Raw genomic sequence first — 13,696 nt, 5'->3', positions numbered from 1 at the left:
ATGATCGAAGCCGTGCTGTGGGGTGTGGTCGCCGCGTCACCGCTGTTCGTCGGAGCGGTGCTGGCGCTGCTGCACTCGTGGCCCGCGAAGGCGCTCGGCATCGTTCTCGGGTTCGGGGCGGGCGCCCTGATGGCGTCGATCGCGTTCGAGCTGTGGGAGCAGGGCCTCGAGGTCGCCGGACCGGTACCCCTGGTGACGGGAGTCATCGCCGGCGCGCTGGCCTATTACGTCGCGGACCGGATCGTCGACGCACGGTCCGCGGGAAAGGAGGCCGCCGGTACGCCGCTGGCCGTCGGCGCGCTGCTCGACGGCATCCCGGAGCAGCTCGTGCTCGGCATCGCCCTCGCCTCCGGCGAGGGTGTGAGCGTCGCCCTCGTCGTCGCGATCGTCGTCTCCAACCTGCCCGAATCGATCGGCTCGGCAGCCGACCTGCGCAGGGCCGGCATGCCGCGGGCTCGGATACTGCTGCTCTGGGCGGCGGTGACCGTGCTCTGCGCGCTCGCGACGGTGGCAGGCTACGGACTCGCGGATGCCGTCCCGGCGGAGTTCCGCGCCGGGACCATGGGCTTCGCCGCCGGGGCGCTGCTGGTGATGCTGGTGGACTCGATGGTGCCCGAGGCGCAGTCGAAGGCGAAGGAGTCGACCGGGCTGGCGACCGTGCTCGGTTTCGCCGTCGCCGCCGGACTCGCCCTCGCCTCCTGAGCGGCGCTGCCCGACGGCGCGTCGAGAAGTCAAGGCCCCTTCGCCGGCGCCGGGACTTCGATGTACTGGTCGCGACCCCGCGAAGGAGACCCATCGTGACCTCTCTCTGGCTCGACGAGCAGCGCGAGCGCATCCCCAGTGACACGTTCGAAACCGGTGCCCGCTACGACGTCGTCGTCGCCGGCGCCGGCCTGACGGGGCTCACCACCGCGCTCCTGCTCGCGCGGGCGGGACTCACCGTCACCGTGCTCGAAGCCCGATTCGTCGGGGCGGTCACCACCGGTCACACCACGGCGAAGCTGAGCCTGCTGCAGGGCGGTGTGCTCTCCGGAATCCGCTCGCGAGGCTCGGATCACGTGCTGAAAGCGTATGTCGAGGGCAACCGCGAGGGGCAGGCGTGGATGCTGCGCTACCTCGACGAGCGCGGTGTCGACGTGCAGCGTCGCGACGCGTTCACCTATGCCGGAACCCCTGCGGGGATCGAGAGCCTGGATGCCGAGTACGAGGCGTGCCACGCGGCGGATCTCGATGTCGAGCGCCTCGACGACCCGGGCCTGCCGTTCGAGACGCACGGGGCGCTACGGCTGCGGGACCAGGCGCAGTTCGACCCGATGGACGTCCTGCGCGCGCTCGCCGCGGACCTGCGATCACGCGGCGGGACGATCGTCGAGGGCGCGCGGGTGAAGGACGTCGACACCGGTGAGCCGAGCCGCGTCGTCACCTCGCTCGGCGACGTCTTCGCCGGCACCGTGGTGCTCGCCACCGGCATCCCGATCCTCGATCGCGGCCTGTACTTCGCCAAGGTGAAGCCGTCGCGCTCGTACGCGCAGGCCTTCCGCGTTCCGGATGCCGCGCTGCCGCAGGGAATGTACCTCTCCATCGATTCGCCTGGTCGCTCGCTGCGCACCGCTCCGGTCGGCGGCGAGGAGCTGCTGGTCGTCGGCGGCAACGGGCACACCGTCGGCCGCGAGCCCGACACGCAGCAGCTCGTCGACGATCTCGAGAGCTGGACGACGCAGCGCTTCCCCGGGGCTGAGCGCACCCACGCCTGGTCGGCGCAGGACTACGAGTCGATGAATCTCGTGCCGTTCGTGGGATGGATGCCGCGCACCGGCAAGCACGTGGCCCTGGCCACCGGATACAACAAATGGGGCATGACCAACGCGGTCGCCGCCGCGCTCAGCATCTCGGCCGACGTGCTGGACGGCGACATCTCCTGGGCGAAGACGCTGCACCACCGCATCACCCTGCCCCAGGACGTCGCGCACAGCGCCGTCGCGAACGCCGAGGTCGCCAGGGACCTGGCGTCGGGCTGGGCGTCCGCCGAGCTGCACGCCCTGCCCGACGACGCGCCCGAGGAGGGTGATGGCGTGGTCGGAAGGGACGGCATCCGCCCGGTGGCCATGTCGACCGTCGACGGCACGGTGTGCCGCCTGTCGGCGGTGTGCACGCACCTCGGCGGCATCGTCTCCTGGAACAGCGCGGAGCAGTCCTGGGACTGCCCGCTGCACGGCTCTCGCTTCGATGCGCAGGGCCGGCTGATCGAGGGTCCTGCAGTCGAAGATCTGCGCGCCGTCGACGAGCCGGAGCTGCCCGGCGACGAGCATGAGCCGGTCGAGGACGTCGAGGAGGGGCCTCAGAACCCGGGGTAGTCCTGCAGGCGCGTCTCGTACTCGGCGCGATCCTTCTCGCTCAGCAGCTGGCGCGCGAACACCGTCAGCTGCAGGCCCTCCAGCGGCTCCCCGGTCTGGTCGCTGATCGCACGACGCTGCGTGCGGAACTCGCCGGAGGCATCCTTCGAGAGGTCGTAGAAGGCGGCGTAGAAGCGCAGCGGCTCGGGGTAGTTGTCGCTGTACCACTCCCAGGTGTGCTGGCGTTCGATGTCCGCCGAGCCGTACAGTTTGGCGAGCATGTCGTCGGAGATCCCCGACTGCGACCCGTTGAGCTCCCACAGCGCGTACATCCCGCGCTCGGCGAGCACCTGCTCGATGATCCGGCCGACGTCGCGCTTGCGGGCGTTGTCGTGGATCGGCTGCTCCGTCGTCCACGCCGTGGACGCGTAACTGCGCAGCATCGACTCGCCGCCGTAGCCGTTGCGCTCAGGACTGATGTCGCGCGAGCCGGACTCCACCCAGGTGTAGCCGTACTCCGCCGTGAGCCGTCGGCGCACCTCCGCCATCAGCTCATCGCCCTGGGACTGCACCTGCTCCAGCGACGACTGAGCGAGCACGTCATGATTCGGCACGCCCTTCATGCCCGGATACGCCGCCTCGTGCTGCTGCTCCTCGGACTTCGTGCCGTCGTAGTCGTGCGTCGCGGCGGATCTCAGCGCGCCCATCGCGCCCACCGTGGCGACGTTGAAGACCAGCGTCACGGCGAGGGCGATCGCGCCCAGCATCCGTCCCCGCGGTGTGAGCAGTGCCGCCACGATGACGCCGACGATCACGAACTGCAGCACGATCAGGCCGGCGCCGTACAGCGCATCGGTGCCGCCGGCGCCCATCATCAGCAGCAGCACCAGCACGAACAGCCCGGCGACGACGACGGCGACCAGGCCGATGGCGTTCGCGGGTCTTCTCGCCGACGCTTTCGGGTCGGTGTAGGTCACGTCGCCGAGGGCGGACGCGTCGCCGTCGGCGGAGGGCAGGCCGGCGGCGGCATCCAGCCCGGCGGCGACCCGTCGCGCACCGCGGTAGCCGCCGGGCGGAGGAACTGGCGGCGCCCCCTCGGAGCCGCCCAGATAGTTCGATCGCGGCTTCTCTACCATGGCCTGTCCGTCCCGCCGCCGCCCTGGTCGTCGCCGCCGTCGAGCTCGTCCTCGCGCTCCTGCTGACCCTGGTTGAGCTTGTCCTCGATCTCATCGAGGTCGTCCTGCGAGGGCTGCGGCTCCTCCGACTGCGGAGGCTGCTCCTGCTCGCCCTGCGCGTCGTCACGGTCCTGCTGCTGCTGACTCTGCTGCTGCTTCTCCTGCTGGCGCTGCTGATTCTGCTCGAGCGTCTCGCTCATGTCGCGGTTCGGGTCGGGCGAGGAGTTCTGCGCATCCTCGCTCTGGCACTCCTCGGGGGTCTCGACGGTGATCTGCAGCGCCTCGCCGTATCGCTCGGCGGCCTTCGCCGCCTCACCTTCGGACAGAGCGGCGTCGCCCAGGCGCTCCACGACCAACGACAGGTTGATCCGCACGTAGCAGACGTCCAGCCCCTGGGCGAGCGGCAGCGCCTCCTCGAGCTCCGTGCGCGCCTGACCCAGCTGCTCGGCGCCGGCGAGAGCCGTGCCGATGTCATAGGGCGCCTTGAACGGCTCGAACCAGTTCGCAACGTCCTGTCCTCGCGCCGCCTGCTCGGACTCGGCGTAGGCGCCGACCACGAACGCGCTGATCGACTGGTGCGCGAAGGCGTACATGCTCAGCAGCTTGCCCACGAAGAGCAGCGCGGCGAGGGTCAGGGGAAGCGTGCCGATCGCGATCCAGCGGCGGATGCGGCGGCGCCGCCGGTTCGCGGCCAGCAGGGCCGCTGCGGCGTCGGCCTGCGCAGAAGTCGTCATCGGTCGGCTCCCTCCGGTCGATGGAGCGCGGGCACCGGGTGCGCCGGCGCGGCCGCGAGGCCGCGCAGGCGGGTGACCTGCATGGCGGCGCGGGCCAGCTCGATCGCCACGAGGGCGAGCAGTGCCAGCGCGAGCACCCAGTACAGTTCGATGACGTTGCCGACCTCACCGGATGCGGAGTAGTCGGTCGTGCGCGTGGGTGCCTCGGGCAGCTCGATCTCCGCAACCGCCGACCGGCCCTGGTACGCGACGCCGAGCTCCTCGGAGATGACGCGCAGGTTCTCCTCGTCGATCACCGACATCGCGCGCTCGCCCTGGTACTCGATGTACTCGCCCGCGCCGCCGTCCCCGCGCCCGGTGGTCTTCTTCATCGCACCGCCCTCGGCGGTGCCGTAACCCAGCACCGCCCCGCCGTCGACGTATTTCGCGCTCGAGGTGAACGATTCGGGATCGTGTGAGGCGGTCTGCTCGCCGTCGCCCAGATAGAACACCATGCGACTGCGCTCGGGCGCGGCCTTCGCCGCGGACGAGAGGGTGTCGGCGAGCATCCGGTTCGCGATGCCGATCGAGCTGCCCCGCGACTGATCGGTCACCTCGGGGCGCATCACGGCGAGCGATGACATCAGGGCCGTCGTGTCGGTGGTCAGGGGCAGCCGCAGCTGGGCCGAGGCGTCGAAGCTGACGAGCGCGAACCGGGCGCCGGGATACTCGTCCGCTATCGACTGCACGTCGGCGCGCACACCGGCGAGGCGCGGCCGGTCGCCGTCCCAGTCCTCCGCGACGATGCTCGCCGTGGTGTCGACGACGATCACGACGTCGGTGTCGGTGGCGAGGGTCTGCGAGGTGCCGCCGGGGATGCCGGGGCGCAGCAGCATGGTGAACACCACGAGCAGCATCCCGACGCGCAGCACCCAGATCCACAGCGGGCTGCCGCCGCGCGCATCGCGTCTCAGCATCGCCCGCACGAGGAGGAACGCGACCGGTGCGCAGAGGAGCACGAGGAGCACGGGGTGCAGAGCGGGCTGGAAGATCACCGTCGCACCCTCTCTCCGCGCCCCTTCGGCGCATCGCTGCGTGCGGACCCGATCCTCCCGGGCGCGAGGGCGCCGGCCAGCAGCAGCAGGAAGCCGAGCACGGCGACCAGGGTGAGCGCGATCCACAGATCCGGGGAGTCGACCCGGATCACCTGCGCCTGTCCCTTCAGCGCGGTGGCCTCCTGCTTCTGGATCTCGGTGATGATGTCGCCGACCGTCGTCGTGTCACGCAGGGCGTAGGACTGTCCGCCCGTGCTCAGCGCCGCGTTCGAGAGCTCGGCGCTCACCTCGGCATCCTTCCCCTGCACGGGATTCAGCGCGTACACCCGCACGTCCTTCGACTTCGCGTACCCGGCGGCCTCGTCGAGAGTGAGGATCGAGGCGCCGGCCAGCTCGTTGTCGGTGGCGAGGATCACCGAGCGGCTGCGCTCGTCGTCGAGGTGGTCGAACCGCATCGTGCACGCGGCGAGACCGTCGCCGATGAGCGAGGCGCCGGGACCGTTCAGCGTGCCCACCCAGTGCTCCGGCGTCTCGTCGACGTAGTCGAAGCTGCGCCGCACGTTCTGCAGCTGCTGCTCGATGAACGGGTAGTCGTCGGTGAGGGGGAAGACCTGCACGGGTGAGCTGTTGAAGATGGTCAGGCCGATGCGCTCTCCCTCGAAGCCCTCGAGCAGGTCCAGGAACACCTCGAGCACCTCGACGTCGACGTCCGACATCGAGCCCGACACGTCGAGGCAGAGCATGATGTCGCGACTGGTGTTCACCGGCTGAATGGTCTTGGCCGACATGGGCCGCGCCGCCACGACCCCGCCGAGCAGCACGGCGACGGCCCCCAGAGCGAGGATGCCGGAGAGCAGAGCCATCCGCCGGTGCACCGAGGCGCGGAACGCGGGGAGGGCGCGCAGCCGCTCGGCGCGCGAGACCAGGGCGGCGGGGCGCGCATCCTCGCGGTCGCGGGCGCGCAGGCCCAGCAGCACTCCCACGACGAGGGCGGTGACGAGCACGCCGACGGCGACGAGGATGAGCCACCAGGTGTTCAGTGTCATGCCATCACCGCCTCAATGCCAGCTCTGCACGACGGCGCGGGCCGCCTCGGCGCCGTACGCCGGATCGATCGCGGGACCGCGCTGGAAGATGCTCGGGTAGTAGTGACGGCGGATGGCGTCGATGAGCGCGGGGTCGACGCCTCTGGCCACCAGATCGTCGAGGGCGAGCACCGGCGCCTCCAGGCCGGAGTACTCGTTGACGAACTCGCGGACGATGCGGCTCAGCTCGAGGTTCGCTCGACGGGGATCGATATTCCGCGAGCGGTATGCATCGTCGATGTGCTGGATCCGGGCGAGGTACTCGGTGCGCAGCTGCGACAGCACGTCGGCGGTGATCGGGGTGCGGATGACGGCACCGGGCAGTGTGATGCTGCGGCGTGGACGAGTGAGCACGAGCACCAGCCACACCGCGGCGGCGAGCAGCAGAAGGATGCCGATCGCCAGCAGAATCCAGCCCCAGCCGTACTGCACGGGAGGGTAGAGCTCGTCAGAGGCGGGCATGCGACCTCCGGTTCAGCATGGTCAGCAGCGTCGGCACAGCGGCATCCTGCCCGCCGAACTCCGCGTGCGTGATCTCGAGCCGGCGCAGCACCTGGTGCCGACGGGCGGTGTCCGCCGCCTCCTGTGCGGCGAGCTCGGCCATCACCTCGGGATCGCCGTGCACGAAGTCGGGCACGACCCAGCTGCTGTCGACGTCACGGCGATGGGCGCCGGCCCGGCCGACGACCGGATCGGCGTCGCGCAGGGTCAGCCACAGCAGGTCGTGCTGCACGCCGAGCCGGCGCAGCATCCGCTCCGTCTCGTCGGTGACGGGCGCCTCGTCGGTGACGATGACGACGATCATGCGGCGGGCGATGTTGCGCGCCACATAGCGCAGCAGGCCCTCGCGGTCGTTCGGCGCCGCGCTCTCGGCGATCGCGCGGTCCACGGCGCGAAGCCCGCGCTCGAGAGCGCCCTCACTGCCACCGGGCGCCAGCCGGCGCACGCCCGCCGCGTCGCCGTAGACGATCGAGAAGTCATCGCCGTGGCGCACGGTGAGGAAGCCGAGCGCGCCGGTGACCAGCACGGTCAGCTCGCGCTTCGTGCCCTCGTCCTCGGCGAGGGCGCGCATTCCCCGGCCGGTGTCGACGACGAACAGCACGGTGTGCATGCGGGTCGCCTTGGTGCGCTTGATCAGCGGGGACCCGTGTTTGGCGGTGGCCTTCCAGTCGATGTCGCGCACCTGGTCGCCGTACTCGTACGGGCGCAGATCCTCGAAGTCGAGGCTGCGCCCGCGCAGCAGCGACGCGTACGCGCCGTCGAGGGCGTGCATCGACTTCTGCGAGGAGCGGATGAAGAGTCGGCTCTTCACCTGTGTGACGAGGCTGGGCATGGCGTGGGTCTCTGCGCGTCCCCGTTACGGCGTGGGCACCGACGCGAAGATCTGGTCGATGATCTCCTCGCTGCGGATGCCCTCGGCGTCGGCTTCGAAGGTGAGCAGCACGCGGTGGCGCAGCACCAGGTGGCGCAGCGAGCGGACGTCCTCGGGCAGCAGGTGGGTGCGCCCGCTGAGCAGGGCGAGCGCGCGCGAGGCCTGCAGGAAGGCGATGCTCGCCCGGGGGCTCGCCCCGTACTTGATGAACCGGGCCCGTTCCTCGCCGATGTACGGCGCGGGGTTGCGGGTGACGTAGGCGAGCTGCACGATGTAGTTGCGGATGGCCGGGTCGACGTACACCCGCGCGGCGATGTCCTGCAGGTCCTGCACGTCGTCGAGGCTGATGGCGCCCGGCACGTGGCGGTCGGGGTTGAGCACGCCGGAGTCGATGCGGTTCAGGATCTCGAACTCCTCGGCGGGGCTCGGGTACTCCACGATCTCCTTGAGCAGGAACCGGTCCATCTGCGCCTCGGGCAGCTCGTAGGTGCCCTCCTGCTCGATCGGGTTCTGCGTGGCGATCACGAGGAACGGCTTGGGAAGGTGATGCACCTCACCGCCGATGGTGGTCTGCCGCTCCTGCATCGCCTCGAGCATGGCCGACTGCGTTTTCGCGCTCGAGCGGTTGATCTCGTCGAGCAGCACGAAGTTGGCGTGCACGGGCCCGAGCACGGTGCGGAACGTGCCCGACGACGCGTCGTAGATCTGGTTGCCGGTGATGTCGCTCGGCAGCAGGTCGGGCGTGCACTGGATGCGCTTGAAGCTCGCCTTGACGGTGTCGGCGAGGGTGGAGGCGGCGGTCGTCTTCGCCAGACCGGGCACGGATTCGAGCAGGATGTGGCCGCCGGCGATGAGCGATACCAGCAGGCTGGTGCGCAGCCGCTCCTGGCCGACCATCTTGGTGGAGTACGAGTCGGAGATGATCTGCAGGATGCGCTGCGCCTGGGCGAGCTCGTCGCGGGTGAGCGGAGCCTTCGCGTCCGCCGAGGGGGCCGCGGGCTGAGGGCGGGCGGATGCGGGCGCCACCGGAGCCGGAGGCGCCTGCAGCACGGGGGCGGGCGGCGGAGGCGGGGCCGACGGCGCGGAACCGGGAACCGGGAATTCGGACATCGCTCTCCTCCTACGTCGGGGATCGACGACGTCCGCGGATCCCCCGGTACAGGGTAACGGCCGCGGCCGACCCGCGGCCGAGGCCTCAGGCGAGCGAGGCGCCGTCGCCGCCGACGGCCGCGGTCGTCGGCTCCGCGGAGTCGCTCGACGCCGCGCGTCGGCGCCCGACCCATACGACGGCGGCCCCGACGGCGATGATCGCGATCGCGATGCCGATGATGTAGCCGGCCACGCCGAGGTACCCGCCGGGCGTCGTGTGCGGGTCGAGGAACGGGTACGGGTACCAGTACGGCGTGCCCCGGGCGGGGGAGACGACCACGTTCGCGCGGACGAGCGTGTACACCGCCCAGACGATCGGGAACGCCGCGACGACGAGCACGGTGCTCCAGGGCAGCGGCCTCCGTCTCGGCGCGAAGAGCACGTCCGCCAGCAGGAACAGCGGGATCACGACGTGCAGCACCTCGTTCGACCATCCCACCGTCGAACCCTGCGGCAGTTCGATGCCCCGCAGCAGCAGGTTGTAGACGATGCCGGTGACGATCATGTACGTCGCCACGCAGCAGAGCGTCACGGCGAGCCAGCGCGGCTCGCGCGCGGCATCCCGTCCCTTCGTCCACGCCCAGATCGCGCCGAGGGCGAGCGCGACGGCCGCGCCCAGGTTCGAGAGCACGGTGAAGAAGCTGAAGAAGTTCACCGCCACCGTCGGCAGATGCCCACCCCAGGGGGTCGTCGCGTGCACCGCGACCTCGAGCGTGCGCACGAGTTGGGCGATGATCGCGGCGAATCCCAGGACGGCTGCTGCGAGCCGGGCGTAGGGCCACCAGATGTCCATGCTGCCTCCGGTGGTCACACTAGCGGCGGGTCTCCGCCTTTCGCAGGATCACCGGCGGTCTGCGCGGATCTCCGTTCGATCCGCCTCAGCGGACGGCGTCGCGCGTCACCCGGCGATCGCCTCGCTCACTTCGGTGGGATCTCCGTACTCGCGATCCGGGAGCGCCTCGAGCGCCTGAAGCACGGCGTCGTCCGCCCCGGATGCCTTGGCGGCCTCCACGATCTCGGTCCTGCCCGCCGGATAGTCGACGCCGCCCAGATGCTTCTGGACCTCGATGAACATCGGGTTGTCGCTCATGACTGCCTCTCTTCCTTCTCCGGGTCCTGCCCGGTCGCCCGGGGCGGTCCCGGACGGGTCATGGATGGTCCCCCGCGCCCTGTCATCGCGCGGTCCACAGCGGCATGGCTGCGCTGTCCGCGGTCTCCGCGAGCACGATGTCCCAATCGGCGAGGAACCGCCCGAGCCCGAAGTGCTCCTGCGCGAAGGCGCGGGCGATGCTTCCGCGGCGGCGTGCCTCATCGGGATCGTGCATCAGCACACGTGCGGCGGCACGCAGCTGCTCGGGATCGGCGGAGAGCGCACCGGCATCCGGCGGCACCGCCCGGGGCGCCTCGGTGGTCGCAAGCGCCAGCACGGGCATGCCGAGTGACATGGCCTCGAGCAGTGACAGGCCCAGAGATGTCCATCGGGTCAGGTGCAGGTAGGCCCTGCGGCGCGCGAGCTCCGCGTGCATCTGCGGCAGGGGGAGATCGCCGATGACCTGAAGGCGGTCGGGGCTCAGCGAGAGAGCGTCGGGCATGAGGTCGGTGTCGATGCCGAACGCGTGCAGGGGAGCGGTGCGGGCGAAGACGGGCATCAGGTCCGTGCCGGTCATGCGCCCGCGGCGCACCGGCTCGTTGACGACGACGCCGAGGGCGGGCACCTCTCCCGTGTAGAGATGACCCGGATCGGGGATGCCGTGCTCGATCACGACCGTGCGGGCGTTTCCGCTGTCCCACATCAGCCGGTTGAAGTGCGTGACGTGCACGATCGGGATGCGGTCCTGATCGGCGAGCGGGTGGCGCTGATCGGCGGGACGCGCCGGTGTGTTGTGCTCTACGAACACGGCGGGGACGTCGTACCCGGGCCGGCACCCCAGGATCCGCTCGACCATCTCGAACTCCTCGAGGCGCTGCAGCACCACCACGTCGATGTCGTCGCGGTCGAGCGCGGCCGGTTCGACGCTCCGGGCGGCGAACGGCAGCCCCTCGGGTGTGGACTCCGGTGACGGCAGCAGGTACTCGTGCGCCCCGCGCGCGAAGGCGTTCATCCAGCCACCGTGCATCGGCCAGACCATGATCCTCATGCGTCGACGCAATCACCGTCTTCGTGGGACGAGAAGGAGGTTGCCAGTGGTGGGAGGAGAAGAGTAAAGGGCCCGCGGACGACGCTTCGATAGGATGGTCACGCCCGATCGGGCCAGCTCATCGGCCGGTGCAAACCCGGCGAACAGCGGCAGTACCAGGGGGTTCACCCATGCCAGGAATCGTGATCGTCGGCGTCCAGTGGGGCGATGAGGGCAAGGGCAAGGCGACAGACCTGCTCGGCGAGCGCACCGACTGGGTCGTCAAGTTCAACGGCGGCAACAACGCCGGGCACACCGTCGTCGTCGGCGACGAGAAGTACGCCCTGCACCTGTTGCCCTCCGGCATCCTCACCCCGGGGGTGACGCCGGTCATCGGCAACGGCGTCGTCATCGACCTCGAGGTGCTCTTCGACGAGCTCGAGGCGCTCTCCGCCCGCGGTGTCGACGTCTCCAAGCTCAAGGTGAGCGCCAACGCGCACATCATCACGCAGTACCACCGCACGCTCGACAAGGTCACCGAGCGCTTTCTGGGCAAGCGCAACATCGGCACGACCGGCCGGGGCATCGGCCCCGCGTACGCCGACAAGATCAACCGCGTCGGCATCCGCGTGCAGGATCTCTTCGACGAGAACATCCTGCGTCAGAAGGTCGACGGCGCCCTCGACCAGAAGAACCATCTTCTGGTGAAGGTGTTCAACCGCCGTGCGATCACCTGCGATGAGATCGTCGAGGAGCTGCTGTCGTACGCCGAGCGGCTGCGTCCGATGGTCGCCGACACCGGACATCTGCTCGACGAGGCGCTGCAGCGCGGCGAGGTCGTCGTGTTCGAGGGCGGCCAGGCCACCATGCTCGACGTCGACCACGGCACCTACCCGTTCGTGACGTCGTCGTCGGCGACGGCCGGCGGAGCGGCCACCGGTTCGGGCGTCGGCCCCGGCCGCCTCGACCGCATCGTCGGCATCGTGAAGGCGTACACCACCCGCGTCGGCTCGGGGCCGTTCCCGACCGAGCTGCTCGACGAGCAGGGCGAGTGGCTGCGCAAGACCGGCTTCGAGTACGGCACCACGACCGGCCGCGTGCGCCGCACGGGCTGGTACGACGCCCCGATCACCCGCTATGCGACCCGCGTGAACGGCATCACCGATCTGGTGCTCACCAAGCTCGACATCCTCACCGGGCTCGATCGGATCCCCGTCTGCGTGGCGTACGACGTCGACGGCGAGCGCTTCGACGAGGTGCCGGTGAACCAGACCGACTTCCATCACGCGAAGCCGATCTACGAGTACTTCCCCGGCTGGTCGGAAGACATCTCCACCGCCCGCAGCTTCGACGACCTGCCGCAGAACGCGCAGGACTACGTGCTCGCACTGGAGGAGATGTCGGGCACCCGCCTCTCGGTGATCGGCGTCGGGCCCGAGCGCGACGAGGTCATCGTCCGCCACGGCCTGCTCGACTGACGCACGGGGAACCGCCGAAAGCACCACTTACCGCCGAATGCACCGGATACCGGCGTCGGCAACGGGTGCATCGGACGGCAAGTGGTGCACTCGGGCGCCGGACGCGAGAGGATTCAGCATGACGAGATTCTGGGTCGGCGGCTACGGACCCGACATGGAGGGGGAAGCCGAGGGCATCGGCTTCCTCTCCGCCGACGAGGGGCGCGGACCGTCGACCCTCGCGCATCGCCGCCTCGCCGCCCGCGCCGCCTCGCCGTCGTGGCTCGCACACCACCCGACCCTCGACGTCGTCTACGCCGCACTCGAAGGGGACGGCGCCGTGCAGGCGTTCGCACGCTCCGGCGAGCAGACCCTGCGTCCGCTCGCGCCGCCGATCCCTGCCGGTGACTCGGTCTGCCATCTGGCCGGCTCACCCGACGGGCGGATGCTGATCGCCAGCTGCTACGGCGACGGCAGGGTCGTGCGCTTCGGCCTCGATGACGCCGGAAGGATCGTGGCACCCGCCGCCGACAGGGCCGCCGCGTTGCGGCAGGCGCTGTTCGGCGGCGCGGATGAGCAGTCGGATGCCGCCGGTGCGGCCGACCCGCATGCGGCATCCGACCCGTACCCGACACCGGCGGGGGAGGAACCGCGCGCATCGCACGCGCACGCCGCGCTCTTCCTTCCTGACGGGCGCATCGCGACGACGGACCTGGGCTTCGACCTGGTGCGGATCCGGCGCCGTGATCTGACCCCCGACCACGACGTGGTGCTGCCCCGGGGCACGGGGCCCCGTCACATGGTGCTGCACCCCAGCGGTCACCTGCACGTCGTGACCGAGTACTCCTGCGAGGTGTTCACCCTCGCCTCGGGGCCGGACGGCCGCTGGGGGCTCGTCGCCGGCACCGGTGTCGGTGCGATGACGGAGGCGGATGCCGCCGCCGAGCTCGCGGTCTCCCGCGACGGGCAGACGCTCTACACCGCGCTGCGCGGCAGCAACACGATCGCCGCCCTGCGCGTGCGCGGAGCAGGCGACGTTGTCGAGCCGCTGGCGCTCGCCGATTCCGGTGTGGACTGGCCGCGCCATCACCTCGTGCATGAGGGGGTGCTGCTGGTCGCCGGCCAGAAGTCGAGCACGATCAGCGCGATCGATCTCGACGAGCGCACCGGCGCCCCGCGCGGCGTCCGGCACCGCACCGCCGCGCCGAGCCCCACCGTGATCGTGCCCGCACGCTGACCG

At 70.5% G+C, this 13,696-nt stretch carries 14 protein-coding genes; 4 read left to right on the top strand and 10 right to left on the bottom strand.

What is annotated here, in order from left to right; all coding sequences use genetic code 11:
- Positions 1 to 702, top strand: a complete 702-nt coding sequence (locus ACFWH5_RS05345) for a ZIP family metal transporter (RefSeq protein WP_378832595.1) — start codon at positions 1 to 3, stop codon at positions 700 to 702.
- A 95-nt stretch (positions 703 to 797) separates the two neighbouring features.
- The gene (locus ACFWH5_RS05340) at positions 798 to 2,354 is read left to right on the top strand and encodes an FAD-dependent oxidoreductase (RefSeq protein ID WP_378832592.1); all 1,557 of its coding nucleotides are present in this window, start codon (positions 798 to 800) and stop codon (positions 2,352 to 2,354) included.
- Here ACFWH5_RS05340 and ACFWH5_RS05335 read toward each other — a convergent pair.
- The 10 genes from ACFWH5_RS05335 to ACFWH5_RS05290 form a co-directional block, all read right to left on the bottom strand.
- A complete protein-coding gene (locus ACFWH5_RS05335; RefSeq protein ID WP_378832590.1) occupies positions 2,339 to 3,469 on the bottom strand; it encodes a hypothetical protein in 1,131 nt (376 codons plus the stop codon). The genes ACFWH5_RS05340 and ACFWH5_RS05335 overlap by 16 nt on opposite strands.
- The gene (locus ACFWH5_RS05330; RefSeq protein ID WP_378832587.1) at positions 3,463 to 4,242 is read right to left on the bottom strand and encodes a hypothetical protein; all 780 of its coding nucleotides are present in this window, start codon (positions 4,240 to 4,242) and stop codon (positions 3,463 to 3,465) included. The genes ACFWH5_RS05335 and ACFWH5_RS05330 overlap by 7 nt, the downstream gene beginning before the upstream one ends.
- Positions 4,239 to 5,276, bottom strand: a complete 1,038-nt coding sequence (locus tag ACFWH5_RS05325; protein ID WP_378832585.1) for a VWA domain-containing protein — start codon at positions 5,274 to 5,276, stop codon at positions 4,239 to 4,241. Before ACFWH5_RS05325 ends, ACFWH5_RS05330 begins: the two co-directional genes overlap by 4 nt.
- A complete protein-coding gene (locus ACFWH5_RS05320) occupies positions 5,273 to 6,322 on the bottom strand; it encodes a VWA domain-containing protein (RefSeq protein WP_378832584.1) in 1,050 nt (349 codons plus the stop codon). Before ACFWH5_RS05320 ends, ACFWH5_RS05325 begins: the two co-directional genes overlap by 4 nt.
- A 12-nt stretch (positions 6,323 to 6,334) precedes the next feature.
- Positions 6,335 to 6,823 (bottom strand): hypothetical protein, encoded by a 489-nt coding sequence (locus tag ACFWH5_RS05315; RefSeq protein ID WP_378832582.1) that lies wholly within the window; start codon positions 6,821 to 6,823, stop codon positions 6,335 to 6,337.
- On the bottom strand, positions 6,810 to 7,694 hold the full coding sequence (locus ACFWH5_RS05310) for a DUF58 domain-containing protein (RefSeq protein WP_378832579.1): 885 nt from the start codon (positions 7,692 to 7,694) through the stop codon (positions 6,810 to 6,812). The genes ACFWH5_RS05315 and ACFWH5_RS05310 overlap by 14 nt, the downstream gene beginning before the upstream one ends.
- Before the next feature lie 24 nt (positions 7,695 to 7,718).
- A complete protein-coding gene (locus ACFWH5_RS05305) occupies positions 7,719 to 8,843 on the bottom strand; it encodes an AAA family ATPase (RefSeq protein WP_378832577.1) in 1,125 nt (374 codons plus the stop codon).
- Positions 8,844 to 8,928: 85 nt separating this feature from the next.
- Positions 8,929 to 9,675 carry a Pr6Pr family membrane protein gene (locus ACFWH5_RS05300; RefSeq protein WP_378832575.1) on the bottom strand — a complete coding sequence of 249 codons (747 nt, stop codon included), beginning with the start codon at positions 9,673 to 9,675 and terminating at the stop codon, positions 8,929 to 8,931.
- A 105-nt stretch (positions 9,676 to 9,780) separates the two neighbouring features.
- Positions 9,781 to 9,972 carry a DUF2795 domain-containing protein gene (locus ACFWH5_RS05295; protein ID WP_378832573.1) on the bottom strand — a complete coding sequence of 64 codons (192 nt, stop codon included), beginning with the start codon at positions 9,970 to 9,972 and terminating at the stop codon, positions 9,781 to 9,783.
- Between the two features lie 82 nt (positions 9,973 to 10,054).
- Positions 10,055 to 11,020: a glycosyltransferase gene (locus ACFWH5_RS05290; protein WP_378832571.1), complete on the bottom strand. Its 966-nt coding sequence runs from the start codon at positions 11,018 to 11,020 to the stop codon at positions 10,055 to 10,057.
- 170 nt (positions 11,021 to 11,190) lie between these two features.
- Here ACFWH5_RS05290 and ACFWH5_RS05285 point away from each other — a divergent pair, with 170 nt between their 5' ends.
- Together ACFWH5_RS05285 and ACFWH5_RS05280 are read left to right on the top strand one after the other, a co-directional pair.
- Entirely contained in the window at positions 11,191 to 12,477 is a 1,287-nt protein-coding gene (locus tag ACFWH5_RS05285) for an adenylosuccinate synthase (protein WP_378832568.1), read from the top strand.
- A gap of 118 nt (positions 12,478 to 12,595) precedes the next feature.
- Positions 12,596 to 13,693 (top strand): lactonase family protein, encoded by a 1,098-nt coding sequence (locus tag ACFWH5_RS05280; protein ID WP_378832566.1) that lies wholly within the window; start codon positions 12,596 to 12,598, stop codon positions 13,691 to 13,693.
- Positions 13,694 to 13,696 lie beyond the last annotated feature (3 nt).

Source organism: Microbacterium sp. NPDC058345 (assembly GCF_042723855.1).
Taxonomy (GTDB): Bacteria; Actinomycetota; Actinomycetes; order Actinomycetales; family Microbacteriaceae; genus Microbacterium.
The sequence above is the reverse complement of the archived record's forward strand: the minus strand, read 5'-3'. Positions and strand labels throughout refer to the sequence as shown.